Genomic DNA, 26929 nt, shown 5'->3' with positions numbered 1-26929 from the left:
GCCTTGCGTTTGCCGGGACATGATTGATGTCGATGCAGATTCTTGATGTCGCCGACGCCGCGCCCGGGCCGGCCTTTCGTGCGGGGCGCCATGCGCTTGCACACATTCCCGGAAACGAGGGTTGGCCTCTCATCGGCCGAACGTTGAACATTCTTGCCGACCCCAAGGGCGAGGTCGAGCGAATGGCGGCGAAGTACGGTCTGGTTCATCGCACGCGCGTGCTTGGTGAAACGGGCATCGCACTGCTTGGGCCCGAAGCGAACGAATTCGTTCTGTGCGATCAAACCAAGTTGTTCTCCTCTACCCATGGCTGGAGTGTCTTGCTCGACCGGTTGTTTCCGCGCGGGCTATTGCTGCTTGATTTCGAAGAGCATCGGCTGCATCGGCGCACGATTTCTGTCGCGTTCAAGGCTGAGGCAATGAAGTCCTATCTGGCAACGCTTGACGCGGGTATCGCGGCGCAGGCCGCGAGGTGGCGCAGCCAGCCGGGACCGATGCTGTTGTATCCGGCGGTGAAGCAGATGACGTTCGATCTGGCGGCCGCTTCATTTCTCGGTCCGGATACCGGCCGCCAGATCAACGACGTCAAGCGGGCCATCAGCGACATGGTCGAAGCCGCGTTGGCTCCCATACGAAAGCCATGGCCGGGCACCAAGATGGCGCGGGGCCTCAAAGGCCGCGCACATATCATCGGCTATTTCTCCAGGGAGGTGTCCAGGCGCCGCTCCCTTAACGGTGAGGATCTGTTCTCGCAGCTATGCCGTGCGACCCACGAGAATGGCGACCTGCTATCCACCCAGGAAATCATCGATCATATGGGTTTCCTGATGACGGCGGCGTATGAAACGTTGACGTCATCGCTGACTACGTTCGTCTATTTTCTCGCGGTGAATCCGCAATGGCAAGCGGCGTTGCGCGACGAAGTCGTCTCGCTTGGACTCTCTCCCGAGCAACCGCTACCCTACGAAAAGCTGGCTTCATTGACCCAGGTCGAGATGGCCTTCAAGGAAGCCATGCGGCTGAAGCCGCCGGTGCCCTCGATTGCCCGCCGCGCGACACGCGACTTTGCACTCGGTGGTTACGCAATTCCCGCCGGAACCCTGATCGGACTAAATCCGCTTTACACCCACCACATGGCCGATCACTGGGCCGAGCCGGAGAGGTTCGATCCGATGCGATTCACCGACGCGGCGCAGCGAGGGCGGCATCGCTACGCCTATCTGCCGTTTGGCGGCGGCGCGCACATGTGTCTTGGGCTGCATTTCGCATACATGCAGGCCAAGTGCTTTGCGCGACATTTTCTGCAAAATCTGACGGTGTCGCTCGAACCCGGCTATCGGCCGGTTTGGCAGATGTGGCCAATTCCAAAGCCAAAGGACGGGTTACGAGTTAATCTCGGGCGGGTCGGCTGAGCCGGAACGCCAGCAAGCAAGAATTAATGCCTGCTGGAATCCCAAAATGTCGACCTCGACCCTGAACCAACTGAAAAACCTGGAATCCGCAAGGATATGTCATTTGCCCTGAAATAAGGACTGCTGACAGCACCCTTCAGTAACAGATCATTTCAAATCTGGATTCGGGCAGAGCATGTGCAGGCCTATGTAGATATGGCCATTGTACGCGAACGTTCTGACATACAAATCATGCGTAGCGTCGATATTATCGCCGACCTTCAGCCTCATCGGCATCGGCGCTGCGGATCTGAAGTTGGTGGAAATAATTTCAGTGAGGCGGTTCTGGATCGACTCCGGTATTCCTCCCGCGTGGGTTTCCCAGTTGGAATACTCGCTAGCTTGGGGGGTCGTGAGTTTGACAAATTTGCCAAAGGAATAAGCGCCATGCTGCTGCTCCAGCGCCCTGAATTTCGCCGCCGTCGCAGCAACGTTTTCGGGACTGCTCAGTTCATTCATCAATGCTTCAAATTTTCCGCCATAGACCAATCCAGACATGATCGACTCCTTCAATAAGCGATGCCGCGATTGCAATAATGCTAAAAATCCGTGAACTTGGAGAGCGCTATCTTCGCTCGCTCAAGTTGAACGCTCATTTTCGACTTGTCAAATAGATCGATCGCCTGGACTAGTTCATGCTTGGCCTCGGACTTCCTTCCTGAAGCATCCAGCAGACGCGCCATCATTCCCTTTGCCAACCCCAGCAGGGGCAGCATCCCAAGCCTGGCTGAGATTTCGATCGACCTCTCAAGCCGGGCGATCGCTTCGACGGCGCCGAGAGCACCCTGAAGGGATAAAATGCCGGCCTCGGTAAAGAAGGCCAATGCTTCGATCCCTTGATAGCCCTTCTGTTTTGCCCCCGCCTGGCACGCACGCGCGCCTTCCAGCCCGTGAGGAATATCCCCGAGTTGCGCATAAGCGGAAGCCAGATAAGTCGACGCCAACAGGCCACTAGACGAATGACCAAGTGCGTCGGCCTCGTCCTTTGCCTCAAGAAGTATGTCTCTCGCTTCCGCCGCGCGCCCGCGCTGGAGATAGAGATTTCCAAGTCCGCATAACACAAGGGGCAAAAATAGCCGGACTTCGTTCTCGCGAGAAAGGAAAGCGGCCTCGTCGAGGGCGCCTTCTGCCTCGTCGAGGTTGCCGAGAACCAACTGCGACAGGCCGCGGCCGTAGCTGGCCGCAATCATATCATATGACAGTCCGCTCTCTCCCGCGAGATCGCCTGCCTTCGTGGCGCAATCCTCTGATTGTTCGAACTCGCCCAGCGAGGCATGGACGATCGCCTTCATCATACAAGATAGAACAAGAAGACTCGATCCTGTCGTTCCCGGCGGGACATTCCCGGGCTTGGCCGCAAATCGCGCAGTCGCCCGACTTAGAGCCTGTACTGCATCCCGATAACGGCCAGCGATGAAATAGGCCTGACCGAGGCCATACTCAGCGAAGCCCAGCCAGGTCGCGTCTGCCAACCGGTTGGCGAGAGCAACGGCCTCCTCCGCCGCAGTGATGGCCTCATAGGGTGTTCCATAAAAGTTCAGCGCGGCTGCCCTTACGGCGATCGAAGCAAGCTGTCTCGACTCATCTCCGATCTTTTCGGAGCGCGCTTCCGCATCATGACATAGATCAAGCCATTCCGCCGTCTTTCCAAATGGCGAAAACGCCATTCGTGCCTCGATACGCAAGTCAATCGCCCGCTGCTCACGCGCCGTCGAAGCCGGTTGCTTGTCGACCGCGTCCATCGCAATCTGGAAGTATTCTGTTGCATCGCGGAATGCAGATCTGGCCAAGGCCTTCTTCGCCGCCATGTATCCGTACTGGTCCGCTTTCGCCCAGTCCCGCGCTTTGACGGCATGGTGGCACAATGCCTCAGCGACCTCCTCTTGGTGACCCAGCGCATTGGCTTCCAGCGCGGCCAAAATCCGGCAGTGCAGCTCCTGGCGCTGCGGGCGGAGGATCGAATCGTAGGCAACCTCGCGAATGAGGTCGTGCGCGAATTCGTATTCCGGGGCGGCCAGCCAACGCGACTCGACCAGAAAATCCAGAATTTCCAGCGACCAGAGACGGCTCTGCAGCTCGGCTGCCGGCATGCCGGTCACGGCCGTCAGCAAGGGGGGCGGGATGCGCGGTCCGACGACGGAAGCGAGTTGGAGAAGCGCCTTGTCCTCCTTCGGCAGGCGATCGATGCGTGACGCAATGACCCCCTGCACGGTTGGCGGAATTTCCAGCGCCTCCCACGAGGTTCTGGCGGCAAACCGGCCGGCATCGGCGTCGAGGACGCCACGATTGAGGAGTTGCCGCGCCACCTCCTCGATGAAAAGCGGAACCAGGCCGGTGTGGCGAAGGATCTGAGCCTTGAGCGCGTCGAGCTCCGGCCCGGCGCCGAGCAGGTCGTCAAGCAGGGCGTTTGCCGAGGAGATATCGAGCGACCGCAGCCAGATCCGGCGCACGTTCAGCCGGGCCAGCCATCCCGGCGTGTCTTCGGTCCGCCACGTCAGCAGCACCAGGAGCGGATGGCCCGCCGTCAGCGACATCAGAGCCTCGATCGCAGTTTCGCTTTGGCCATCGATCCAGTGAATATCCTCGAGAAGCAGGATGGTTGGCCGCGTCGCAATCACCCTGCCGATCGCATTGCGGACGGCATCGATGATCGCGCGGCGCCGCAACAGCGGTTCGAGATCGTTCCAGCGGCTGTCGGTGACCGGCTGGTCCAGAACCGAGCAAAGCGCGGCCGGCCAAAGGTCGGAATGCGCGGGTGCGGGCCCTTCCGGCAAGTCAGGTTGATCTGCCGGCCCGGCATTGCCCGCCTGCAGCGCGCTCTGGAGCAGCTTCTTCAGCAATGCATACGGCACCGCCTGCTCCAGCGGGTTGCCTTCCGCCTCCAGCACCTGCCAGTTCTTCTCCCGCAGCGCGCCGACGAATTCATGAGCGATTCGGGATTTTCCGATGCCGGCCGTACCCACCAGCGCGACGATCTGTCCGGACGAACCGGCCTCCCGCGCCGCCCGCTCGAGTAGGGAAATCTCCTCGGCGCGTCCGACAAACGACGAAAGCCCTTTGGTCGAGCGGGCGCGCCAGCGGGTAAGCCCGCTGATTTCGGCGAGTTCGTAGCAAGGAACGAGCGCGGAAAACCCCTCCAGCCGCCTCGGGGGTAGCGCGTTGAAAGTCACCAGTCCTGCAGCCAGGCTCTGGCAGGATTCCGAGACCAGGATTTGCCCGGCCTGCGCGGCGTTTTCGAGCCGCTTGACCAGATGGACCGCAGGCCCCCCTGCTTCATAGATCGAGGAGAAGTCGGCCTCGATGACATGGGCGACGACATAGCCGGAATGAACCCCGACCCGCACCAGAAGCGCCGGATCGTTCAACAGCCTGATCCGGCGAACCAGCTCGACCGCCGCGTGACAGGCCATGACGGCGTGATTGTCGTCGGCATGCGGGGCACCGAAAAGCGCGATCAGCCCGTCGCCGCCTTCCTTGCTGACGATCCCGCGATTGCGGCGAACAGCGGTGCGCATCGCAATCAGCGCCGGCTCGAGCCGGGAAATCGCCGCCTCGGGGTCCAGCTCCGAGATCAAATCGGTCGAGCGCTGCAGATCCGCGCAGAGCACCGTGAGATATTTCCGCTCGCCGGCGATGCGGCCGCGAACTTCGGGAGCTGCTGGAGGATGTTCGGGGACGACCGCACCGCAGGACGAGCAATACACGTCGCCGGCTTTCAGGGTCGACTGACAAACCTGACAACGCACCCTCGGCTCCTCCATCCACCCGGAATTCAGATTAGCGAAAGATCATGGCGGAACAAGCATTTGCAGCCGCATTATGCGCATGACGGGGGCGCGGGCAAGCAAAGCGCCGGATGGGATTTTTGGGATGGGAGTGATTGGATGACAATTCTGGCGGGGCGAGTTATCGCCTGTGGTAGCGGATCACAGATAGCGCACCCACAGGCTGCGACGCGGCACCAACCTCACCGTGAACCCTTCTGCGCGCAAGACGCACAGTTCTATCGCGGTCGCGACGGCCGTCGGCACGATGCGAATCCAAGACGGACCGCCGGCTGCTGATCGCAGCCGGCGGTGCTATTCCTTGGCGATCCCCATTTCTTTAATCACGCGCGCATATTTGGCGAACTGATCTCGCGTCATGACCCGCAGCTCCTCGGCCGAGCTGCCGCGCACCGCAAAACCCAGTTCCTCCAGCTTGCGGCGAATCTCGGGATCGCCAACCGCTTTCAGCACTTCAGCGTTCAGCCGCGCAATGATCTGCCTGGGTGTCCCGGCTGGCGCGAGAATCGCAAACCAGGAATTGAAGAAGAATCCGGGCAGGCCGGATTCCGAAACGGTCGGCACGTCAGGGAATTGCGGCAACCTCTTCTCGGTGGTCACCCCGGTCAGTTTGAGCGAACCGCCGCGCACCAGCGCCGCGACCGTACCGAGCCCCTGAAAGCCCACGGGAATCTGGCCGGCAGCGACATCGGTTGCAGCCTGCGTTGCGCCTTTGTAGGGCACATGCGTCAGCGAGACCCCGGCGGCGGAGGCGAACATCGCCATTGCCAGATGCTGCGGGCTGCCCGGACCACCGGAGCCATAGTCGATCTTTCCGGGAGAAGCCTTCGCCGCAGCAATCAGATCCGCCGCGTTCCTGTAGCTGGTCTGATTGTTGGCGATCAGCCCCCACTCCACCGTCGCGACCAACGACACCGGCTCGAAATCCCTGAGGATGTCCCAACGCATCTTGGACTGCAGGTTGGGCACCATGGTCATGATGCTGTCGTTGAAACCGCCAATCGTGTAACCGTCTGGCTCGGCTCTGGCGACCGCCTCCGCGCCGATCAGCCCGGACGCTCAGGGCTGATTCAGGATCACGATTTGCTGGCCCATATTGTCGGCCATCTTCTGGGTCACGATCCTTGCCGCGACATCGACCGCGCTGGCCGCCGCCAGGGGCACGATCATCTTGATCGGCCGGTCTGGATAAGCCGTTTGCGCGACGGCATGGCCGCTCAAGAGGAGCGCAAGTGCCGGTACCAGCGAATGAAGCCAACGCATGCCAATTTTCCCCCATGACACCAAGACGGCGTTTTCCGGACAACCGGCCGCAATCCTTTGGGAGATGATTGCACTCTGGCCTTGGGATTGGCAATGCGCCGGCGAGACACCCGGTCGCGCATGGCCGTCGCCAGCGGACGATAAAAGGACCGGCTCCGCCCGCCAGGTGCTCATCGCTGCAAGCCGCGGCATGTCAGCAACTGCCCCTGCGGCGCCGGTGGCCCTGCTCAAAAGCTTCGACGCCATTGATGAATCGCGTCGGTCTCTCGCCGCGCCGGCCGCGTTTGAAAATCACCCCAGATCAGCACAACGGCGAACACCGCGAATACCGACAATACGCCCGCAACCACCAGCATTGACATGACGGCCTCCGCCAGAAAACGGATTCATTATCGTCTATCGGGGCTATCGGACGTTGACGCGGATCAAATTCGCAAACGGTACGGGGAGCGCGCCAGCCGCCCCCGTCAGGCCGCGGCCATCGCCTCGGCGCGCGCCGTATCCAGCAAGCACACGCTTCCGGGCTGGATTCCGATCACACGGTCGCGTTCCAGCTTGGTGAAGGTCCGGCTGACCGTTTCAATGGTCAGGCCGAGAAAATCCGCGATGTCCTGGCGACTCATCGGCAACGGCACCGTATTTGCCGGCCCCCTCAGCTGAACCAGCCGATCGCGCCAGTTGAGCAGGAAAGTCGCGACTTTCTCTTCGGCCGAGCGACGACCGAGGAGCACCATGTGGTCCTGTGCCCGGCTCAGTTCGCGAATTGCCAATTCGTTGATGCGGCGCAGAAGGTGCGGCTTGTCCTCGATGAAGCGCGCGAACGAAGTTCTGGAGAATCGGCAAACGGCTACGGCGCCGATCGCGTCCGCCGAGAAGCTATGTCGCGCTGATGTCGTCATCCCCAGGAAATCGCCGGGCAAGGCAAAGCCAACGATCTGCCGGCGGCCATCGGGCAGCAGCTTGTAGAGGCGCATGACCCCCTCAAGAAGATTGTAAACTGACGTCGTCAATTCCTCCTGCCCAAACACGGTCTCGCAGGATACGAAATGGATATGGCGGCCCAGATGCTCCAGTTCCCGCAGTTCGGCCTTGTCGAGCGCGGCGCAAACGCTGAAGCAGCGTATCCCGCAATCGGCACAGGGCTGCCCGATCGGCTCACCTGCGACCAGAGAAATCTTCATGTATCACTCCAAGGCGGCCGGCGGCAGCCAAATGAGCTGCCGATCCGCCGCATCTTAATGGATCCTCCATTTACCGGTTGATGCAGATCAAGGACCGCCGGCTTCGCGGCTCTATCAAAGCATGTCCGTCACAGAAAAGATCGGCCCGCCATGCTGCGATTTACCCTGCGTCAAGCCTTCGTGACACTGATGCTGACAGCACCGGCACTGGCCGCCTCGCCCGCCGAGCAGCGTGGCAAGACGTTCGCACTGACCAATTGCGCGCGTTGCCATTCGATCGACCAGGTAACTCCAAGCCCACTCCAGATCGCGCCGCCGTTCCGCACCTTGCACAAACGCTATCCGATAGAGTCCCTCGCCGAAGCGCTGGCCGAGGGAATCGTCACCGGCCATCCAACCATGCCGGAGTTCCGGCTTGAGCCAGACCAGATTAATGATCTGCTTTCGTTTTTGAAGACGCTGGAATAGCGCCGTTGCAGCCAGGCGGCTGAAACGGGAACCGACACCAGCCGCCGGCGCTTTCGCCGCCTTAAAGCTTGAGCTTGACGTTGCAAATGCCGTGCTCGTGAGGATCGGCTTTCACTTCGAAGCCAAGGTTTCGGCACATCCCCAGCATCACTGTGTTCTCCTGAAGGACGTCGCCTGCGATCACCTTGAGCCCTTCTGACCTGGCGTATTCGATGATCAGCTGCATCAATGCCCAGCCGAGCCCCCTGCCCTTGAGATCGGAGCGCAAGAGGATGGCGTATTCGCCGCTCTCATAGATCGAATCGGAATGAATTCGAACGACGCCGAGCAACTCGTCAGTGGTCTCGTCCACCGCGACGAAGGCCATCGCGCGGGCATAGTCGAGCTGGGTTAGCCGGGCAATGAATTCGTGGGTAAACTCCTTCATCGGCGCAAAGAAACGCAGCCGCAGATCATGGCTGGTGACATGTCGCAGGAATTCGTGGATCAACGGCTCATCCTCGGGACGAATCGGGCGCACGAAGACCCGCCAGCCGTCCTTGACCTCCAAATGTCGCTGCCATTGCGACGGATAGGCCCGCACGGCGAAATTGCCGGGGCCCGACCCCTTGAACTTTCGCTCCACCGTCCCGACGGCGATGCGCGCATCGACCGCGAGTACTCCGGCTTCGTCAGCCAACAAGGGATTGATGTCCAGCTCCCGGATCTCCGGAATATCCGCAGCCATCTGCGCCAACTTGACCAGAACCATCGCAACGGCGTCCGGCTTGACCGCCGGCACATCCCGGTAGGCGCGTAACAGCCTCGAGACGCGGGTGCGCTCGATCAGGTCCCGCGCCAGTTGCAGGTCCAGCGGCGGCAGCGCCAACGCCTTGTCGTTGATGATCTCGACCGCGGTACCGCCTCGGCCGAATACGATCACGGTGCCGAAGGTTGGATCGTCGGCGAAGCCAAGAATGAGCTCGCGCGCCTTCAGCCGCACCACCATCGCCTGCACGATGACGCCGGAAATCCTTGCCTCCGGGCGAAGCGCCTTGGCCCGCGACAGGATGCCGGCCGTCGCATCACGCACCGCTTCGGGGCTGGTGAGATTGAGAACGACGCCACCGACGTCGGATTTATGAACAATGTCCCGCGACATGATCTTGAGCACCACGGTCGCGCCCTGCGCGAAAATCTCCGAAGCGTAAGCAACCGCCTGATCGGCATCGGCGGCTGCAAACGTAGGAACCATCGCAATGTCATAAGCCTCCAGCAGGCGCCTGACTTCGACCGGGTCGAGCCACCGGCGGCCATCGGCAAGCGCGCCCGCCACGATTGCGCGAGCGGCCTCGCTATCGGGCGCGAACTCGCTTGGCATGGCAGGCGGAACCTGCGCCAGCGCAGTCACGACCTCGCGATGCTTCACAAGATGCATGAAGCCTCGCACCGCGTCATCCTCGGTAGGGTAATTGGGAATCCCGGCGCCGCTCAGAAGGTCGCCGATGTTCTGGTGCGCTCCGACCCAGACCGCAAGCACCGGCTTGGCCGAGCGGCGATATTTCTCACGGTACTTGCCGACCACTGCGGTTACGGTAGCAGCGATGTCGTCAGCCGAAGCGATCGCGGTCTGGACGTTCATGACCAGGACGGCGTCATTGCTCGCATCGGCCAGCAGCAGCTCGAGCGCTGCTGCGTAACGCTCGGGGCCGGCGTCGCCAACGATGTCGACGGGATTCGAGCCGGACCATGTCGACGGCAATACTGCGTCGAGCTTCTGCCTGGTCTCAGGGCCGATTGTAGCTGGAATTCCTCCCAAATCGACAAGCCTGTCGACCGCCAGAACCCCGATGCCACCGCCATTGGTCAGGATCGCCAATCGCTTGCCCGGCGGCGATTCGAGGCGGCCCAGCGTCTCGGCGCAATCGAACAACTCGCGCAGGTCGGATACCCGCAAGATGCCGGCGCGACGGAACGCAGCATCGTAGACCGCATCCGACCCGGCCAGTGCGCCGGTGTGGGTCGCAGCCGCCTTCGCGCCTTGCGCCAAGCGGCCGGATTTAACGACCACAACAGGCTTGATCCTGGCGGCGGCGCGCGCTGCGGACATAAACTTGCTGGCGTCCTTGATCGCTTCGACATAGAGCAGAATAGCCCTCGTCTTGCCGTCCATCGCGAAATAATCCAGCAGATCGGCGATATCGACATCGAGCTGGTCACCGATAGAGACAATTCCGGAAAAGCCCACCGCACGCTGCGCCGCCCAATCCACCATCCCCGCTGCAATGGCGCCGGACTGGGAGATCAGCGCCAGACTTCCCGGGCCCGGCATGTGCGCGGAAAAGCTGGCATTGAGGCTTGCGCCCGGCATCATGACGCCAAGACAATTGGGCCCTATCAACCTCATTCCATACTTGTGAGCTGCGCGTTCGACCGCCTCCGCAAGCGACCCCGCACCATGCCCAAGCCCAGCGGTGATAATCAAGGCGCCCGCCGCACCCAGCCTTCCTGCTTCATCAACCAGGCCCACGATGGCCGGCACCGGCGCCGTGATCACCACGAGTTCAGGTACGAACGGCAGTTTACTCAAACTGCCGACGCTCCGAACACCGCCGATTTCGGCATAGCGTGGATTCACGAGCCCGAATTCCCCCTGGAATCCCGCTTTGCGAATATTCTCAAGAATGGCGCGCCCGACCGATGCTCGTCGCGGACTGGCCCCGACCAGCGCAACCGAACGGGGCGAAAGCACATTTTGCAAACGATAGGTTGACATTGGTTCAATTGCCCGGCTCGCGCCGGCCTGTGGGTTGGGAAGCGCACGCTCGTACGCGTGACCGGGTGGGCCGATGGGGCATCATAACCCAGCCCTGTGGCCGCGCGATGACTGTTTTGGCCGCACCAGCGCACAGGCGACGGGCGATCGTGCGCATCTATCGTTGCTTTTCATCAAAACCACAAGAACTTCAAACTGATAGATAATGCCTTCGGCATGCATTTGATTGAGGTCAAGGGAACGCGTGCTCGGTGCCGTATGCATGGCTCTTTCCGCGATATGATTCCCTTCGGGAGAAACAGGCGCGTGCGAAGATGTAGTCGACGCCCTGATCTGGAACACCGGAGCAAATTCTGGAACACTGCCGAACCTGGATCGCTACAGGTGAGGCGGCTCACGGCCGATAGCAAGAAGCAGCATGCCGCTTTCGCCAAAATCAGGCAATCCAGCCGCCGCCCCAGCCAACCGGGCGCAACAACGCCGCGATTCAGCCCCGCGACTGAATGCAGCGATGCCATGCGACACCGCATTTCGAATAGTCGCACGCCGTTATCTGGCGGATTTGACGGCGAACCGTGATGCGACCTGCGGAGGCGACCCGGTTGCCTTGCACCGGATGCGCATCGCGCTGACTCATCTGCGTTCGGCCATCTTATTCTTCTCGCCGATGGTTGCGGACGCCACGCGGACGCGAGTAAGAGCCGAATTGAAGTGGCTGAACACCCATCTGGGCGTCATGCGTGATCTGGACGTCGCGATAGAGCGGCTTAAGAAAATCGACAGGCGCCGACCGCAAGCAATACCCCATTATCGGGCATGGACCGCGAAGCGCGCCGGAGCCCACCGAGATCTGGTGCGCGCGCTCCGGTCAGTCAGATATCGGCGCCTGCTCAAAATCACATCCGACTGGATCGAGCGTGGACCTTGGTCGATCAGGAGAGGCAAACGGGCCGCGCTGAAACGCGCTTCTCCGGTTGAGGCCTTTAGCCTCCGCAAACTGAGGCGGTGGCAGGAGAAGCTGCTGAAGAAGAGCCGCAAGCTTCCGAAAATGAACACGGCGAAACGGCATCGGCTGCGTCTGCTGAACAAGAAACTGTCTTACTCGATCGGATCTTTCGAAGACCTGTTTACGAACAGGAAATTCTCCCAGCAGCGGAAGGCGCTGAAATACCTGCGCAAGGCGCAAAAAGCCCTCGGGCAGTTGAACGACGATGCAAGAGGCCATTCGCTCGCGGTCGCTCTGGAGCGCGAGGGCGGCCGGGTGCATTGGCAATTTCTGAGCCACAAGCGCGAAAAGCGATTGATACGGGAAACGGTCGCGACCTACCGGAAGCTGGCCACACTGGAGTAATCGCGGGATGATGTAGTCGAGCACCGCGGCCGAGCGTTCGCGCCAGCCGCGCCACGCACTCGCCAGCTATAAGCGTTCGATGATGATCGCGGGCGCCATACCACCCGCGGCGCACATGGTCACCAGGCCGCGCCTGAGGTCACGTCGCTCCAGTTCGTCGAGAATGGTGCCGATCAAGATCGAACCGGTCGCGCCGATGGGATGACCCAGTGCAATCGACCCGCCGTTGACATTGACCTTGCCGCGGTCGAGTTCGAGATCCCTGATGAACTTCTCGGTCACGACCGCAAAGGCCTCGTTGATTTCGAAAAGATCGATATCATCCAGCGTGAGCCCGGCCTTGGCCAGCACCTTGCGCGCCGCCGGGACAGGGGCATTGAGCATCAACGTGGGCGAGTCGCCCATATTTGCCATCGCAACGACACGTGCGCGCGGCTTGAGGCCGTGGGCCTTGGCGTAGGTGGGCGATGCCAGCAGGATCGCCGCCGAACCGTCGACGACACCGGATGAATTGCCGGCGTGATGCATGAAATCGATCTCGAGGTCGGGATACTTTTGCAGGATCAGGCTGCGGTAGGTGGTGCCTTTGTCATCGAGCGGATAGTCCGCCACCGCCGTGAAGGCGGGCTTCAGACCGGCCAGCCCTTCCAGCGTTGTCTGCGGCCGCGGATACTCCTCCCGGTCGAGCGCAAGGCTGCCGTCTTCGCGATAAACAGGAACCAGGCTCCTGTCGAAATAGCCGGCCTTGATGGCGGCAGCCGCCTTCTGCTGGCTCTCGAACCCCAGCCGGTCGACATCCTGCCGCGTAATGCCTTCGAGCGTTGCGACGGCGTCGGCGCAGACGCCTTGATGCGACTGCGGATGCCTGGCGCGCAGGCGAAGATTGCCAGCGTCCATCATCAACGGCCCTTCGCCACGACGGCCTTCCATCGACATCATCTCGGTGCCACCCGCGATCACCAGATCCTCGGATCCCGACATGATGGACGCGGCCGCCATGTTAACGCTGGTGATGCCGGATCCGCAGAAACGATCGAGCGTGACGCCGCTGGTGCGGACGTCATAGCCCGCGTCGAGCGCCGACATCCGGCCGAGATCGCCGCTCTGCGGACCGCGCTGGGAACTGGTGCCCCACACGATATCCTCGACATCGGCGGTATCGATCCCGGTACGGTCGGCCAGCGCCCGCAACACCGCCGCACCGAGCTGCTGCGGGTGAATGCCTGCCAGCGCACCCTTGCCGGCCTTGCCGATGCCTCGCGGCGTTCTGCATGCGTCGATGATCCAGGCGTCAGCCATGATGTTTCCTTCCGTAAATTCATTGCCGACATTTGCAGCCGGCCGAGTTTCAAAGTCAACTCATGCGGCCTATGCAGGACAACGGCTCGGTCACCCCGCTTTAAAGCAGCTTCCCGTCCGGTCCGAAGAATGGATGCGGCCCGTCGTATTGGCCGATTGGAACCTGATGCGTCACCACGCTGCCGAAGCCCTCTCCGGCAAACCAGCTGTGGAGATGAAACGCCGGCGGCTCGACCTTGAACGACGGCTGCCGCAACTGCGCCAAATCAAGATCGACCGCGTGATTGAGAGCAGGACAGATCGTAGTCTGGACCCCGGCAAACATGGTCAGAGCAGCGCGGTGAACGTGCCCTGTGGCGATCAGTTGCACGCGTGGATGGCGCCTGACGAGCAGCGCCAGTTCTGCGGCATTGAGGAGATTCTGCCGGTCCATATGCCATATCCCCGCCCTGAACGGCGGATGGTGCAGGAACAGCAGTGCTGGCCGGTCTGGCGAGGCCGCCAGAGCCTTCTCGAGCCATTGCAGGGTCGGCGCATCGAGTTCGCCATGCGGCTTGCCATGCACGCTGGAATCCAGCAGCACAAGATCGAGCTCCCGGATCTCAATTGTTTGATTGAGCGGCCCGGCTCGCAAGGCAAAGGCATGCGGAAACACCGCGCGCATCATCTCGCGCGAATCGTGATTGCCGGGAATACTGACAAATGGCAGTTCAAGCTGCGCCAGCAGGCGTTTGAGATGTTCATATTCCTCAACCGTCGGCGTATCGGCCAGATCGCCGGAGATTACCACGAGGTCTGGCCTCGGCCTGAATTCATTCAAGGCGGCCACACAACGCTCAAGCGCCACGGCAGTATCGACCCGTCCGTAGGCCAGTTGGCCCGGGGGCTTGATGTGCAGATCGGAAATCTGCGCGATGAGAACCGTTCTCTCGGTCATCGGCTCATCCTCAGTTTTCCGACGGTAACAGACGGACAGCCTCCGCCGCGATCAAAAGTCCGATCCGTTCGCCGGCCTGGGCCTTGATGGTGTTCGGCGCATCGACGGTGAGAACTTTATCGGACGCACCGCTGACCAACATACGCTGCCGGTCGCCGATGAAGCTCACGCTGTCGATGGTCCCCGAGAGCGGCGCGGCTCCTTCTTCGACGACCCCGATCGTCTCGGGACGGATCATGGCGACCGCGGCCGCCTGGCTAGCCTCGCCGCCGATCGGCTGCCGTCCGCCCGGCAGCACAAGTTCGCCGTTCTCGACCGGCGCCTCGATGATGTTCGCGGCACCGATGAATTCCGCCACAAAGCGATTTTTCGGCTTGAAGTAAATCTCGCGCGGCGTGCCGATCTGAGCAATCGACCCCCTCTGCATGACCACGATGCGGTCGCCGAGCTCCATGGCTTCGGACTGATCGTGCGTGACATAGATGGTGGTGATGCCGAGTGCACGCAGCAGGCGGTTAAGTTCGCCACGCAACCGATCGCGAAGCGCGGCGTCGAGCGCGGTCAGGGGTTCGTCGAGCAGCAGGATACCTGGTCGGATCGCCACCGCTCGCGCCAGCGCGACGCGCTGGCGCTGGCCGCCAGAGAGCTGATCGACCCGGCGGTTCTCCAGCCCCGATATATTGGTCAGCGCCACCAGTTCGGCGACCCGCGCCGCACGCTCCTGCCTCGCCATACCTCTGATTTTCAGACCATAACCTATATTGTCAGCAACGCTCATGTTGGGAAACAGGGCGTAAGACTGGAATACCATGCCGACGTTACGCCGTTCGATCGGTACCGACGTCATGTCGTTGCCGTCGAACAACACGCGGCCCCCGGCATCTGGCAATTCCAGCCCCGCGATGATGCGGAGCATGGTGGTTTTACCGCAGCCGGAAGGGCCGAGAAGCACCAGCGTTTCGCCGCGCGCGATGTCGAGTGTAGCGGGCTCAAGCGCGCGCGTGCCGTCGGCGAACGTCTTGCCGCAGGCCTCGATGCGCACCGATACGCCATGTCCGGCCGGTACACTCATCTTTTCTGCTCCTGATCGGCAAACATCTGCATCGCCACAAGAAGCGGAATGATCATGACAAAGAAAATCAGCGTATAGGCCGATGCCACTTCCAGCCGCATCGACGCATAGCTGTCGGCAAGGCCGATGGGCAGCGTCTTGGTCAGGGGTGTGTGCAGCATCCAGGTCAGATTGAATTCGCCGAGCGATAGCGTGACCACCATCAAGGAACCGGCAAGTATCCCCGGCACTGCATTGGGTACGATCACGTCGCGAAAGCGCCGCCACGGCGGGGCCCCGAGCGATGCCGCGCCCTCGTCGAGGGTCTTGATATCGATCGTCGCGAACACCGCCATCACGGACCGCACCATGAACGGCATCGTGTAGATGACGTGGCCAGTGAGGATGAACAGCCACGATCGGCGGAAATCGCTGAAGCCCTGATAGGTGAACAGCAGCGCCAGCGCGATCGCGAGCCCGGGGATCGCCAGCGGCAGCGTGATGACTTCCTCGATGATGCGCGAGAGACGCCCTGCCCGCACGTGCAACGCATAGGCTGCGGGAACGCCGGCGACCAGCGTCGCCGCGAGGGTTGCGAATGCGATCACGAACGACAGCAGGATGGTGCCGGCATAGAGCTCCCAGACCTGAAATACCCACTGCAACGTCACGCCCGAGGATATCCCGCGAAAGTAATTCACCGTGACTCCGGCGGAGATCGACAGGATCGCGGGTACCACGAGGAATGCGGCAACGAGCAGGGTAAACAGCAACTGGCCGGTGAAGATAAGACGATCGCGCATGGTCTTATCCAGCCGCCGCGACGGTGCTGCCGCTGAACGAGCGCGCAAGCGCCAGGATGGCCCAGGCGATGATTCCGAGTCCGACCGACAGAGCCGCCGACGTTGCGAAATTCGCGGCAAGTGTGAACTCGGTATAGATCAACATCGGCAGCACATCGATATTGGTCGCAAGCGTGAACGCGGTACCGAATGCGCCCATTGCGGTTGCAAAGGCGATCGCACCTGAGGCCACGAACGCAGGCCCCAGTGCCGGCAGCACCACATCACGCTGCACGGCCCAGGGACTGGCACCGAGCGAACGCGCGGCCTCCTCCAGGCCGATATCGAGTTTCTGGACCGCGGCCATGATGGTGAGAATGACACGCGGAATCGAGAAATAGAGATAGCCGAGGAAAAGCCCGAAGATCGAATAGGCAAAAACCAGCTTCTCGCCGAACATGCGGTTCGAGAGATCGCCGATCAGGCCTTGACGTCCCGCGAGCAGGATAATCAAGAATCCAACGACCACGCCGGGAAACGCCAGCGGAAAGGTCAGCATTGCGATCAGCACAGCGCGGCCGGGAAAGCGATGGCGTTGCAGGAACATCCCCGCCACCGTCGCAACGACGAGTGTCACGACCGTGGTGGCCGCCGCCAGCAAAACGGTGTTGATCAATGTGGCGCGATAGCGTGGCTCGACCAGGATGGCCAGATACCCGGCCAGCCCATGCGGACCTTCGGCTCCGGTCACGACCAGCCTTGCCATCGGCAACAGAAAGAACGCCACCGTCAGCACGACGAGTGGCAACAGGCACAGCCAGACGAAAGATTTATGCGGCATGAAGAAATGGCGCCCCTAACGCAGGGCTCCATACTGCATCAACGAACCTCGGCGAGATAGCGGTCTACAAAGCCTTTTTGCATCGATTCCATCTGGCCCCAGTCGACACTCGTCGCACGCGCGTAGTCGCTATCCGGCAGGAACTTCTTCTTAACGGCCTCGGGCAATTCGATCGGGCGTGCCGGGCGCAGATAGGCATTGGTCCAGATAGCCTGCCCCTTGTCGGACAGGAGATAGTCCAGCACCTTTTTGGCCTTGTCCTTGTTCGGCGCGTTCTTGACGAGGCCGGCGACGTAAGGAAACACCACGGACCCTTCGCACGGGATCACGAATTCAAAATTGCCTTTTTCCGAATATTTGGCGCGATAGGCGTTGAAATCATAATCCAGCAGGATCGGCACTTCGCCGGAAACCACACGGGCATAGGATGTCTGCTTGGGTACGATTGGATCGTTCTTCCTCAGCGCCTTGAAGAAGCTGATGGCCGGATCGAAATTGGCCGAGGTGCCGCCGAGCGCCATGTTGATCGCGACGGCGCCGACATATCCGACAGCGGCGGACGACGGATCGAGATAGCCCACCATGCCCTTGTAGTCCGGCTTCAGGAGGTCCTTCCAGCAAGCGGGAACCGGCTTGCCGCCGAGCGCGTCCTTGTTGACGAACAGGCCAAGCGTGCCGGAGTGAATCGTGGTCCAGTAGCCGTCCGCATCCTTCAAACCGGGTGCAACCTGATCCCACTTTGCTGGTTTGTAAGGCTCCAGCGCATCCTGGGTCTTTGCCTTCATGCCGAAAGTGACACCGAAATAGCCGATATCGCCGACCGGATTGCTCTTCTCGGCAAGAATCTGCGCCAGCGCCTGGCCAGAATTCTTGTTGTCATGGGGGATATCGTAGGTGAGATCGGCCTTGATGGCCTTGAGCATTGAGGCCCAGTCCGCCCATTCCGGTGGGCAGTTGTAGCAGATGACGTCAGCCGCCCTGGCAGATTGCAACGGTGCCGCCAGCGACAGCACGAGCAATGTCAGGACAAAACGGGCGATCTTCATGCCAAAAGCTCCGATTTCAAGGAGAGGTATCTCCTGGAACGATTTCAATACTAGCGAGACGATCAAGTATAGGCCACGCATGAACTATTTGCGACGGTCCCGTTTTGCTGTGCAGCAAACCAGGGAGCACGGGACAATGGGCATTGTCTAATGCGGCCTGTCCCCGGGGCACGTCTTGCATCGGGGGGCGAGGCCAGCAGAGCTATTGAGCCAGCTGTGCCAGCTTGGGGCAATAGAAAGCCAAATGCTGAACATCTCCCGCATGCCCCAAAACGCAAAAAAACCCGGTGGCCATCAGGCCACCGGGCGGGTGTCGCAATCTCGGAAGGGGCAGGACGTTCCCGCTCCTATTTAATGGATTTTCGCCAATACAATGTGTTCGGATAACCCCATGGATAAAGCGGCTGATACATCCGGTAGCCGGCGCGAATGAAGTTGTTGGCAGAGATGAGATTGGCGGTGGTATCCGAGACCACTGAACTCCATCCAACCCGCCGCGCACGCGATTCCAGGGCGCGCATCAGGCGCAATTGAAGCGCGTTCCCGCAGTGCCTCTTCAATACCCCAACCCGACAGAAGTATCCCGCATTGTGTGCGCGTGTCGATGGCACCACGCCGGCAAAGGCGACCGGGAGGGCTTCATCATAGGCGAGCCACCAATGCCCCTGATCAAATTCCGGAATCGGAGCCCCGTCGAAGAATGTCAGCCGGTGAAGATCCGCCAACATGTCTGCGACTTCATCGTCATGCCCGTCGACCTCACGGATCCTGTACATCGACCAGCCCCCTGGGAAATCGGCCGCCGAGCGGCATTTGGCTCATACCATCGAAGCCGCTGACAGCGAGGCGAGTCATTTGCCGAGCATGACCTTGACGCCCAGCCACACCGCTCCGACAAAACCCGTGACGATCACGGTGATCATGGCCTTGAAGGTATAGCTCTGCGCCTGCTCGACGCTTTTGCGCCAACGCCGCAGGTGCTGAAAGTCCGCGCGCAACTCAGTAACCGCCTTAGCCATTTTCGATCCGGATTCCTTTAAGGCTTGCTCCAACGCCTAATGGCGTTTTGGGCGCGACTGGAAGATCTGCGCACTCACTGGAACGCCTCCCACACGGCAATGGCGACGAGGCCCGCAAGGGCGAGCGCGATCAGAAATGCGGTCACGTGGGCCTCCTGCTTGGTATGAAATAAATGTGCGGCATGATCGCGTCACGCGATCATTTCGGGCGCGAACCCTATCTCCATGCAATGGAGGCCGCGTGCGGCCGTGGACTTCTGCCACGCCCGCCTACCGGCACGTTCGCGCGTACCGGCGCAATTCAGGAATAGGTTCGGACGGCGGCCCGCTTGCGACGCTTCTGGCAGCGGTGCATGGGAGGATGTGGCGCCATGACGTGCGGCCGCCGTCCGATTCAGGAAATTCGGATTGAAAAAGCCCGCAGCCGGTTTCCCGGCGCGGGCTTTTGAATTCTTGCGATGATGAAGATATGCCGGTGATTTGCCCGACGTGTCAAATGCCTTGAAACGTCGGCGATGAAAATCTTGACTTTGGCGGCGCCAGTCGCAAGCCAGCCGCCGATCCGGCGTCTAGCGCTGGCTTTGGAGGAGCCAGGGCTGCCCACGCTCGTCGCGATCGAATCCGCGTGGGTCGTCATCCGGCGAAAGCTCCGCTGGATCTCTCCGACTAAGACCGGCCAGAAAATCGGACAAGGCGTCGCGGGGAGATGCGCTGGATTTATCCGGTAAATCCCATACCGCATGCGGAAGCGGCAATATCGGCTCGCCGCTGAATATCCCCGGCAGCGGGGCGGGTTGCGGCGGGTTCACCGGCTGCCCAAGGTCACGCGGCGTGTTGGGAAAAGCAGAACTGACCCGATACGTGATAGGCCTCGACGCGCCCGACGCATTTCCCGATCCCCTGTCGAAAGCAAATTCCTTGTTCGCAAAATTTGGCGCCGCGGGCTCCGGCAAAGATGGCGGCACCGTCCGCGCAGGTGGACTCACGCCGTTCTCCACGAACTTGCCAAGCACGCCACCCGTGCTGACAATATCGGGTTGAAACGAGACTGCTGCTGGAAACGCTCCTTGTGCCGAAGCCATTGCCAAGCCATCGGGAGTCTCCGATCGCCGGTATTTCTCCAGCGCGCGCAAAACCGGCGAGCGGATATCGCCGAAACCGGCTACCGGGACGGAACCCCAATTTCCAAAGCGATCGTTGAACGAACCTCGTGGATCGGCGACCGGGGCGGAGCCCCACTTTCCGAAGCGATCATCTAAGGAAGCCGGAGGATTCGCGATTGAGTCCCATTTTCCGAACCGGGTGCCGAAAGAATCGACAGGGCTCGGCATTTGAAGCTGGTAATGAAAATCCGGAAGCAGCGGAAAACCACGATACACGGGATCGCTGCTTGACGGAGCGTCTCGATAGCTGCCGCCCTTCGGGGGAGGCAAGGCGTCTTGAGGAACAGGATGATTTGGAGAATTTAACGGATCGTCACCGTACAATTTCTTCCAGTAGGCGGGATTGGAATAGTAACGAACCAACGCGTCTGCGTACTCAGGCAGCCGAAGTTCTCTCTTAATCCGATCGATGTAGGCCTCTGGCTTATTCGCCTCACTACTGGTCATTAATTCACTAGCAAACTTTTTTCCTATTTTGGAAACTAGGTTCAACATCGGCAGCTCCAACCAAAGCGGATAAAAGCGATTTCAAGACTGGGCTAAGTCCGGCACAGGAATGCACCTGCTGACGGGCGCTCTTCTGGCGCTCGCCCAATGCGCTGCATATTCCTATGCTATGTCTTGCGAGCAGACTTTCCCGGGCCAGCGACTTTCACGCCGCAGATCGAATCAACAGGCAAACTACAAAAAACGCTGCCAGGAAGAGGAGAAATCCGATGAAGCCTGCGATCGTCTCCGATATCTCTACCCGGCCGCTGTCGTCGTACCTGTAGCCGAGCGCGTTAACTTTTTTTTTCGGGGACTAGTTAGAAGCTCAACATATATCTTCCCAAACGAAAGGCGTGGCAGAGCAAGCCGCGCCACTGTGTACCCGACGATAAATATCAACCCATCGAATATCCATGCCACGGCACGCCCCTTTGCCTCATCGAAGCTGCTTCAACGCCTGCCGATCGCCGCGGCGCCAAGGAAACCATTTCTACTCCAAAGACGTCAGCTATCAAGCCGGCAAAGTATTCGTCAGCAGAGCCGTGGCTTTAGGTCTGCCCCGATAGTCAAAGTATCCGACGCCTCAATGCACATTTTGCCGGAGGCATTTCGTGCACTTCAGCGCTGCCTATTGCGGATAAAATCAGGATATTTTGTGCAGACGACCAGTTGCAAGCTCGGACGGCGGCCCGCTGGCGACGTTTCTCGCAGCGGTGCATCGGAGGATGTGACACCATGGCGCGCGACCGCCGTCCGATTCAGAAAGCTCGGGCGGCCGGTCTCCCGGCGCGGGCGTTTTAATTCTTGCGATGGTGACAATATGCGGGTGATTTGCCCGACGTGTCAAATGTCTTGTCGCGCCCCCGCTTCACCCAACCGTGCTCTATTCAAACCCCTGAACCGGTGGCGGCGCGGCTCTCTGCACGGGAGGCGGCGAAGTCCTAACGGCTGGCGGCGGACCTGTCACAGCGGCCGCCTGTCGCTGGGGTGCGGGGCCGGATTGTGTTGCATGCCTTGCGCGGGATCGCGGTGAAGATCGCTGCATTCCCCAAGAGCGCGCGATCGAGGGCCCTGCGGTGTATCCGATGAAAGCACCTGCTACCGCGCCGACGGGTCCCAGCACCACGGCGCCTGAAACCGCGCCCAGCGCCGCACTCCCGGCACGCTCCTGTGCCCTTGCCGCAAACGGGAAAAACGAAGCTGCGATCAGTGCGCCCACAAGCCATTTTTTCATCGCGATGTCCTTGAGCCCAGCACGGGCAACGGGACAGCGAAAATACGGCGGCACAAGGGAAATGTTGCGGCAATGATCGCCCGATTCAAAAAGCCCGCTGCCGGTTCCCCGGCGCGGGCTCACTTGCCGCGATGATGAAATTATGCCGGTGATTTGCCCGACGTGTCAAAACTTTTTTGGCACTCGGAAAGCCCGCTAGTTCTTCACCAGGTAAAGCGGCGTTCGCACCGTCAACTGATAGGATGGCTTCGGCACCCACGAGATCATTGCCGTTATCCCGAACAGACGATTGTCGTCGTCATCCATCCGGTCGAGATCCAGCCTGACGATCGGCTGGGTGAAAGGCTCGAACGACGTCCTGTTGAGAAGCTGCGCGCCGCCGAAGGATTGAACGCCGAGGCGGCCGGAAAACTTCCAGTTGTTGTCCCACTGATAATAGCCGCCGACATAGCCGACGACATTCGGGTTGATCCTGACAAAGCCGGAGTCCACCGCAACGCCTGTATGCTGCACGCCAGCCAGCAGCCCGCGGGTTTCGTCGGCATTCAGCGCGTAGTCGAATTCAAGAATGGTATTGAGCGACGTCGTGGGCAGCGTGGCGTGCGGCACCGGCAGGGTCAGTGTCGACTGCAGCGTGATCGTCGGGATCGATCCGCCGTTCTGCTGATAGACGTCGGCCTGGAATCCGACGTTCCAGCTGTAGATCGTGAGCGCCGACCAGTCGGACAGATCGGTGCGCGACGCGCTCGCGCTGAAGCCGCCATACACCGAAACCCGGTCGTTGAGATCGATCGTGAGGGGCACGTCGAGCCCGATACTCTGGCTGGATGGCGACGAGAAGGCCGGGGGCGTCGCGAGGTTCGAAAACCTCGAAAAGCCCGCGAGGGCCGACAGCGCCGGATGTCCGCCGAACCCAAAGCCGCCGAAGCCGATCGAGAGCGAGCCGGCGGGAAAGGTGCCGTAGTTCGTCCTCAGGTCCAGATAGAGATTTGGCGTCGAAGCGGTCTTTGCCGATTCCTCGTCGCCGTCATCTGCGTCCTTGCCCAAAGCGAGGCCGGAAAAGCAAATCAGCATCAACCCGGCGAACGCTACGCGACAGACCGGCCGGACGTGCGCGGCCCTTCCCATTCGAATGTCCTCCAACTGCTCCAAAGCTATACTGCGAGGGGGTCCACGTTCAAGGACACAATCGCCCCAAACGCCTATGCTCTCCGATTGAGAAAAGCCCGCGGCCGGTTTTCCGGCGCGGGCTCTGAAATTCCTGCGATGTGTCAAAATGCGCTTGATTTGCCCGACGCGTCAAGTTCGCCATAGAGGCGAATTGTCCGCGCGTTCACCGTGGAGCGGCTGGGCCATGATGGTGGTTCACGGCTTTCGGCGGCGCGGCGCTGGGATGGCCGCAGGAAGCCCCGTGCCGGCAACCCCGTAGTTGCCCGGGATTGATCGGGGAACCGAAATATCGTCCCTCGGCCAATTCTGGCGATGGAACCTTTTTGTGATTTATAGAGGCGTCCCATACAGCGTCGCGCCGACCGTCGAGCCGGACGTCTGGCAATGGCAATTCCAGATCGGCGACGACGTCAAGACCGGCAAGACCAGAACCAGGCTCGGCGCCATGGCTGCCCGCCGCGTTCAGTCGAAAATTGACGCCGCGCTCAAGGAGGCCGGCACGGCGACTGTCGGCCACGACAGCGTTGATGCGCCGTAGCCCGCGCGAGGCGAGCCTTGCTTAGGCAACCTCGCCTTCTTCAAGCATGAGTGCGGTGGTGAGCTCGCGCACCGTCAGAAACTGGTCCTCGAACGCCTGAGCCGGCATCGGGCGACCGAAGAAATAGCCCTGCCCTTCCTCGCATCCCATGCTCATCAGCAGATCGGCGGTGGCGCGATTCTCGATACCTTCGGCGATCACCGACAGGCCGAGCTTCTTGCTGAGGCCGACCGTCGAACTGACGATCGCCGCATCGTCGGAATCGGCACGCAGCTCGAGCACGAAGGAGCGGTCGATCTTGAGCCCATCGAGCGGGAATTTCTTGAGATAACTCAGGCTGGCATAGCCGGTGCCGAAATCGTCGAACACGACGCGCACGCCAAGCTTCTGGATTCTCAGGAAGGTGTCGAGCACCCGCTGCTCGTCCAGCAGCAGAATGTCCTCGGTCAGCTCCAGTTCAAGCAGCGAAGGCGTCAGGCCGGTGACATCGAGCATCTCGGCAACCGAGGCTGCGAGGTCGCCCGACTGGAGCTGCGAAGGCGAAAGATTGATGCCGACGCGGATGCTGTGGCCGGCCCGTTCCCAGATCCGCGCCTGCCGGCATGCGGTTTCCATAACCCAGCCCGCAATCCGCTCCGACATGGAGGACATATTGACGACCGGCATGAATTCCGCCGGCGAGACCAGGCCGCGGACGGGATGGCGCCAGCGAATAAGGGCTTCCGCGCCGATCAAGCCGCCATCCGCGAGACGGACCTGCGGCTGATAGAACAATTCGAATTCATTCCGCTCGGCGGCCCGCGCCAGTTCCGTCTCCAGCGTCAGGCGCGATTCAAGTTCCTGCCGGATGGCGCTTTCGAATACCACGTGCCCGCCACGCCTGGTCGCCTTGGCGCGGCAAAATGCGAGATGGCTGTTGCTCAGCAGTTTCTCGGCCGTACGGCCATCGGCGGGATAGACGGCGGCCCCGATGCTGACCTTGAGTCGGTGCAGCCGTGTTCCGACCAGGAGGGGCGTGGCGAACGTAAGCGCGATGCGTTCCGATAGCTGCGCAACCGTTTCCGTCATGGTGGCGCCGGGAACAGCGATGGCGAATTCGTCGCCGCTCAGACGCGCCACGATTCCGGCACCCGCGCTCTCGGCCCTCAGCCGTTCGGACACCGCACGCAGCACGCTGTCGCCGCAGGCGTGTCCGAGCATGTCGTTGATATGCTGGAATCCGTCGAGGCCGACGACCAGCAGCGCCACTTCACCGGCCTGCTTCTCCGCGTTGAAAATCATCACCGACAAACTGTCGTGAAGCGTATCGCGGTTGGCCAGCCCGGTAAGCGAATCGTATTCCGCCAGATACCTGATACGCTCGGTTTCGCGTTTCCGCACCGAGATGTCGCGCAGGATCGCGCCATATTGAAAGCCGTCGGTACCCTGCCAGCCGGAGAAACAGGCTTCGGCCGGAAACACCTCGCCGTTGCTTCGCAGCCCGTCGAACTCCATCACGAGCCCACCGGGCTGCTGTGATCGGGTGCGGGCTGCTTCGAAGGTCGAAACCGAACCGGGTGCGGCCCTGGCCGACGCCGCGCAAATCAAATCGAGCGGCCGTCCGATCATTTCATCTGGCTGGTAGCCGAAGATCGTGACCGCGCCGGGGTTCCACACCGTGATTCGATGGCTGGAATCGGTGCACACCAGGCCATCGCCCAGCGACATCGCGATCCGCTGAAAGCGATTTTCGGCAATGCTGCCCAGCAGATCCCGAAAATCGATTTCGTCGAGTGCGATGGCGGCCATGTAGACTGCTATCGCAGTCAAAAGCAGCGACGTATCGAGAACAAGAGGCAACTTTGCCTGCACCAGAATGGCGATGGCCTCAGTGGCAGCCGCCATTCCGACCAGAACGATCACCCGGACACCCGCCGAAAGGCGGCGCCACGAAAACATCATGACCAGCGAAAGGATGCATAACCCCGCCAGCGCCACGACGTCAGAAGTCCAGCTTAGCGTGCGGTTCTGCAGAATCGATTCGGCGGCGAGGGTTTGCAGGATGGGTCCGGGAACAACCTTGCCGTTGGGGACGCTGAACCGATCCCCCAGTTCTAACGCGGTGCCGCCGATGATGACCTTCTTGCCCTTCAGCCTGTTCAGAGCGGTCTCATCCCCGCGCAGCACGTCGACATAGGACACGCTCGGAACTGAGGCAGCACGGATACTGAAGTCGATCAGGAACGGCGTACTCCTTGCAGCAAGTTGCCCCGCCAATACCGCTCCCATCGACGGATAAAATTTCCCGTCGAGTGTATCGCCGAGCGGGTAACGGCGAACGAGCCCGTCACGCTCGACCGCGACATTGACCACGGCCGTCCACGAATGCTCACCGAATTGCTGAAGCGGACGATTGATGTGCACGGCGGTTGCGTTACCGGCGTCGGTGGCTGGTTGCTTGAAGGCCGGCAACACCACGGATCCTCCCGCAGCCTTGAGCGCCTCGACGAATGCCTGGTCTGACGCGGCATCGGATGGCGTCGAGAAATCGACGTCGAAGACAACGTCCGTTACGTCGGCACTTTCCAGCCGCCGCAACAACTCGGCGTGGAGGCGGCGCGGCCAGGGCCAGATTCCGATTTTCTCGATCGAGGGAGCATCTATCGCGACAACGACGATGTCGCCACTGGCCTGACGCGACTGCCAGCCAAACCGCAAATCGGTCAGCGCGCTGCGAAGCGCGCCATGCCAGTCGGTCGACAGCACGATCGCCAACGCAACCACCACAAAGATGTGCGGCCGGTAGTGTTTCAAGTCGTCCCCCTTGCGCACCTCCCACCAGGAAAGCGCGCCCCCTTTTCAATCCACCCCTTCGGCCGGCCCCGACCGGTTAACGATGCCCGCGTCCATTGCCATTGCTGCCATTGCCGTTGCCGTTCGCGCCGTTGCCGTTATTGCCGTTTCCGTTTCCGTTTCCGTTGCCGTTTCCGTTGCCGTTTCCGTTGCCGTTGCCGTTGCCGTTGCCGTTGCCGTTGCCGTTGCCGTTGCCGTTGCCGTTGCCGTTGCCGTTGCCGTTGCCGTTGCCGTTGCCGTTGCCGTTGCCGTTGCCGTTGCCGTTGCCGTTGCC

Annotated in this window: 23 protein-coding genes; 4 read left to right on the top strand and 19 right to left on the bottom strand. The window is 61.0% G+C overall.

The genetic code is table 11. The features are described from left to right. Nucleotides 1-26 precede the first annotated feature (26 nt). Complete coding sequence (locus tag Q7T45_RS25505) at nucleotides 27-1412, top strand: cytochrome P450 (RefSeq protein WP_304874627.1); 1386 nt, start codon at nucleotides 27-29, stop codon at nucleotides 1410-1412. A gap of 147 nt (nucleotides 1413-1559) precedes the next feature. Here the strand turns inward: Q7T45_RS25505 and Q7T45_RS25500 are convergent, their stop codons facing one another. The 6 genes from Q7T45_RS25500 to Q7T45_RS25475 form a co-directional block, all read right to left on the bottom strand. After that, on the bottom strand, nucleotides 1560-1949 hold the full coding sequence (locus tag Q7T45_RS25500) for a hypothetical protein (protein ID WP_304874626.1): 390 nt from the start codon (nucleotides 1947-1949) through the stop codon (nucleotides 1560-1562). Nucleotides 1950-1990: 41 nt separating this feature from the next. Beyond that, the gene (locus Q7T45_RS25495) at nucleotides 1991-5197 is read right to left on the bottom strand and encodes an AAA family ATPase (RefSeq protein WP_304874624.1); all 3207 of its coding nucleotides are present in this window, start codon (nucleotides 5195-5197) and stop codon (nucleotides 1991-1993) included. A 333-nt stretch (nucleotides 5198-5530) separates the two neighbouring features. Continuing rightward, nucleotides 5531-6283: a tripartite tricarboxylate transporter substrate binding protein gene (locus Q7T45_RS25490; protein WP_304874707.1), complete on the bottom strand. Its 753-nt coding sequence runs from the start codon at nucleotides 6281-6283 to the stop codon at nucleotides 5531-5533. A 12-nt stretch (nucleotides 6284-6295) separates the two neighbouring features. After that, nucleotides 6296-6745, bottom strand: coding sequence for a hypothetical protein (locus Q7T45_RS25485; RefSeq protein WP_304874622.1), 450 nt, complete (start codon nucleotides 6743-6745; stop codon nucleotides 6296-6298). Next, nucleotides 6727-6861, bottom strand: coding sequence for a hypothetical protein (locus Q7T45_RS25480; RefSeq protein ID WP_304874620.1), 135 nt, complete (start codon nucleotides 6859-6861; stop codon nucleotides 6727-6729). Before Q7T45_RS25480 ends, Q7T45_RS25485 begins: the two co-directional genes overlap by 19 nt. A 105-nt stretch (nucleotides 6862-6966) precedes the next feature. Next, nucleotides 6967-7680, bottom strand: coding sequence for a helix-turn-helix domain-containing protein (locus tag Q7T45_RS25475; protein ID WP_304874619.1), 714 nt, complete (start codon nucleotides 7678-7680; stop codon nucleotides 6967-6969). 150 nt (nucleotides 7681-7830) lie between these two features. Here Q7T45_RS25475 and Q7T45_RS25470 point away from each other — a divergent pair, with 150 nt between their 5' ends. Then, nucleotides 7831-8148, top strand: coding sequence for a cytochrome c (locus Q7T45_RS25470; protein ID WP_304874618.1), 318 nt, complete (start codon nucleotides 7831-7833; stop codon nucleotides 8146-8148). Nucleotides 8149-8209: 61 nt separating this feature from the next. On the opposite strand, the gene Q7T45_RS25465 is transcribed toward Q7T45_RS25470, so the two are convergent. Further along, nucleotides 8210-10903, bottom strand: coding sequence for a bifunctional acetate--CoA ligase family protein/GNAT family N-acetyltransferase (locus Q7T45_RS25465; protein ID WP_304874616.1), 2694 nt, complete (start codon nucleotides 10901-10903; stop codon nucleotides 8210-8212). A gap of 418 nt (nucleotides 10904-11321) precedes the next feature. Between Q7T45_RS25465 and Q7T45_RS25460 the strand changes: the two genes are divergently transcribed. Continuing rightward, complete coding sequence (locus Q7T45_RS25460) at nucleotides 11322-12254, top strand: CHAD domain-containing protein (RefSeq protein ID WP_304874614.1); 933 nt, start codon at nucleotides 11322-11324, stop codon at nucleotides 12252-12254. A gap of 66 nt (nucleotides 12255-12320) precedes the next feature. Here the strand turns inward: Q7T45_RS25460 and Q7T45_RS25455 are convergent, their stop codons facing one another. From Q7T45_RS25455 to Q7T45_RS25405, 10 genes are all read right to left on the bottom strand, one after another. Further along, entirely contained in the window at nucleotides 12321-13553 is a 1233-nt protein-coding gene (locus tag Q7T45_RS25455; protein ID WP_304874613.1) for an acetyl-CoA C-acetyltransferase, read from the bottom strand. Between the two features lie 100 nt (nucleotides 13554-13653). Further along, a complete protein-coding gene (locus Q7T45_RS25450) occupies nucleotides 13654-14490 on the bottom strand; it encodes a phosphodiesterase (protein WP_304874612.1) in 837 nt (278 codons plus the stop codon). 10 nt (nucleotides 14491-14500) lie between these two features. After that, on the bottom strand, nucleotides 14501-15562 hold the full coding sequence (locus Q7T45_RS25445) for an ABC transporter ATP-binding protein (protein ID WP_304874611.1): 1062 nt from the start codon (nucleotides 15560-15562) through the stop codon (nucleotides 14501-14503). Continuing rightward, nucleotides 15559-16344, bottom strand: coding sequence for an ABC transporter permease (locus Q7T45_RS25440; protein WP_304874609.1), 786 nt, complete (start codon nucleotides 16342-16344; stop codon nucleotides 15559-15561). Before Q7T45_RS25440 ends, Q7T45_RS25445 begins: the two co-directional genes overlap by 4 nt. Nucleotides 16345-16348: 4 nt before the next feature. Further along, nucleotides 16349-17164 (bottom strand): ABC transporter permease, encoded by an 816-nt coding sequence (locus Q7T45_RS25435; protein ID WP_304874608.1) that lies wholly within the window; start codon nucleotides 17162-17164, stop codon nucleotides 16349-16351. A 38-nt stretch (nucleotides 17165-17202) separates the two neighbouring features. Then, on the bottom strand, nucleotides 17203-18210 hold the full coding sequence (locus Q7T45_RS25430) for an ABC transporter substrate-binding protein (RefSeq protein WP_304874607.1): 1008 nt from the start codon (nucleotides 18208-18210) through the stop codon (nucleotides 17203-17205). A 347-nt stretch (nucleotides 18211-18557) separates the two neighbouring features. Continuing rightward, nucleotides 18558-18986, bottom strand: a complete 429-nt coding sequence (locus Q7T45_RS25425) for a GNAT family N-acetyltransferase (RefSeq protein WP_304874606.1) — start codon at nucleotides 18984-18986, stop codon at nucleotides 18558-18560. Between the two features lie 75 nt (nucleotides 18987-19061). Continuing rightward, the gene (locus Q7T45_RS25420) at nucleotides 19062-19229 is read right to left on the bottom strand and encodes a hypothetical protein (protein ID WP_304874711.1); all 168 of its coding nucleotides are present in this window, start codon (nucleotides 19227-19229) and stop codon (nucleotides 19062-19064) included. 569 nt (nucleotides 19230-19798) lie between these two features. Then, a complete protein-coding gene (locus Q7T45_RS25415) occupies nucleotides 19799-20887 on the bottom strand; it encodes a hypothetical protein (RefSeq protein WP_304874604.1) in 1089 nt (362 codons plus the stop codon). A gap of 1423 nt (nucleotides 20888-22310) precedes the next feature. Then, entirely contained in the window at nucleotides 22311-23243 is a 933-nt protein-coding gene (locus Q7T45_RS25405; protein WP_304874602.1) for a hypothetical protein, read from the bottom strand. 367 nt (nucleotides 23244-23610) lie between these two features. On the opposite strand from Q7T45_RS25405, the gene Q7T45_RS25400 reads away from it, so the two are divergent. Continuing rightward, the gene (locus Q7T45_RS25400) at nucleotides 23611-23823 is read left to right on the top strand and encodes a hypothetical protein (RefSeq protein WP_304874601.1); all 213 of its coding nucleotides are present in this window, start codon (nucleotides 23611-23613) and stop codon (nucleotides 23821-23823) included. Between the two features lie 21 nt (nucleotides 23824-23844). Here Q7T45_RS25400 and Q7T45_RS25395 read toward each other — a convergent pair whose 3' ends face one another. Both Q7T45_RS25395 and Q7T45_RS25390 read right to left on the bottom strand, forming a co-directional pair. Next, nucleotides 23845-26616 (bottom strand): EAL domain-containing protein, encoded by a 2772-nt coding sequence (locus tag Q7T45_RS25395; RefSeq protein WP_304874600.1) that lies wholly within the window; start codon nucleotides 26614-26616, stop codon nucleotides 23845-23847. A 76-nt stretch (nucleotides 26617-26692) separates the two neighbouring features. Beyond that, the coding region (locus tag Q7T45_RS25390) for a hypothetical protein (RefSeq protein WP_304874599.1) at nucleotides 26693-26929 on the bottom strand (237 nt) is incomplete at its 5' end.

Origin of the sequence: Bradyrhizobium sp., from assembly GCF_030646015.1 — a bacterium.
Classification (GTDB): domain Bacteria; phylum Pseudomonadota; class Alphaproteobacteria; order Rhizobiales; family Xanthobacteraceae; genus Bradyrhizobium.
The sequence above is the reverse complement of the archived record's forward strand: the minus strand, read 5'-3'. Positions and strand labels throughout refer to the sequence as shown.

What these genes read in the sequence shown, in the direction of transcription:
- Q7T45_RS25505 (WP_304874627.1), top strand. Translation starts at nt 27, where the DNA reads ATGTCGATGCAGATTCTTGATGTCGCCGACGCCGCGCCCGGGCCGGCC.
- Q7T45_RS25500 (WP_304874626.1), bottom strand. Translation starts at nt 1,949, where the DNA reads ATGTCTGGATTGGTCTATGGCGGAAAATTTGAAGCATTGATGAATGAA.
- Q7T45_RS25485 (WP_304874622.1), bottom strand. Translation starts at nt 6,745, where the DNA reads ATGGCGTCGAAGCTTTTGAGCAGGGCCACCGGCGCCGCAGGGGCAGTT.
- Q7T45_RS25480 (WP_304874620.1), bottom strand. Translation starts at nt 6,861, where the DNA reads ATGTCAATGCTGGTGGTTGCGGGCGTATTGTCGGTATTCGCGGTGTTC.
- Q7T45_RS25475 (WP_304874619.1), bottom strand. Translation starts at nt 7,680, where the DNA reads ATGAAGATTTCTCTGGTCGCAGGTGAGCCGATCGGGCAGCCCTGTGCC.
- Q7T45_RS25470 (WP_304874618.1), top strand. Translation starts at nt 7,831, where the DNA reads ATGCTGCGATTTACCCTGCGTCAAGCCTTCGTGACACTGATGCTGACA.
- Q7T45_RS25465 (WP_304874616.1), bottom strand. Translation starts at nt 10,903, where the DNA reads ATGTCAACCTATCGTTTGCAAAATGTGCTTTCGCCCCGTTCGGTTGCG.
- Q7T45_RS25460 (WP_304874614.1), top strand. Translation starts at nt 11,322, where the DNA reads ATGCCGCTTTCGCCAAAATCAGGCAATCCAGCCGCCGCCCCAGCCAAC.
- Q7T45_RS25455 (WP_304874613.1), bottom strand. Translation starts at nt 13,553, where the DNA reads ATGGCTGACGCCTGGATCATCGACGCATGCAGAACGCCGCGAGGCATC.
- Q7T45_RS25450 (WP_304874612.1), bottom strand. Translation starts at nt 14,490, where the DNA reads ATGACCGAGAGAACGGTTCTCATCGCGCAGATTTCCGATCTGCACATC.
- Q7T45_RS25445 (WP_304874611.1), bottom strand. Translation starts at nt 15,562, where the DNA reads ATGAGTGTACCGGCCGGACATGGCGTATCGGTGCGCATCGAGGCCTGC.
- Q7T45_RS25440 (WP_304874609.1), bottom strand. Translation starts at nt 16,344, where the DNA reads ATGCGCGATCGTCTTATCTTCACCGGCCAGTTGCTGTTTACCCTGCTC.
- Q7T45_RS25435 (WP_304874608.1), bottom strand. Translation starts at nt 17,164, where the DNA reads ATGCCGCATAAATCTTTCGTCTGGCTGTGCCTGTTGCCACTCGTCGTG.
- Q7T45_RS25430 (WP_304874607.1), bottom strand. Translation starts at nt 18,210, where the DNA reads ATGAAGATCGCCCGTTTTGTCCTGACATTGCTCGTGCTGTCGCTGGCG.
- Q7T45_RS25425 (WP_304874606.1), bottom strand. Translation starts at nt 18,986, where the DNA reads ATGTACAGGATCCGTGAGGTCGACGGGCATGACGATGAAGTCGCAGAC.
- Q7T45_RS25420 (WP_304874711.1), bottom strand. Translation starts at nt 19,229, where the DNA reads ATGGCTAAGGCGGTTACTGAGTTGCGCGCGGACTTTCAGCACCTGCGG.
- Q7T45_RS25415 (WP_304874604.1), bottom strand. Translation starts at nt 20,887, where the DNA reads ATGTTGAACCTAGTTTCCAAAATAGGAAAAAAGTTTGCTAGTGAATTA.
- Q7T45_RS25405 (WP_304874602.1), bottom strand. Translation starts at nt 23,243, where the DNA reads ATGGGAAGGGCCGCGCACGTCCGGCCGGTCTGTCGCGTAGCGTTCGCC.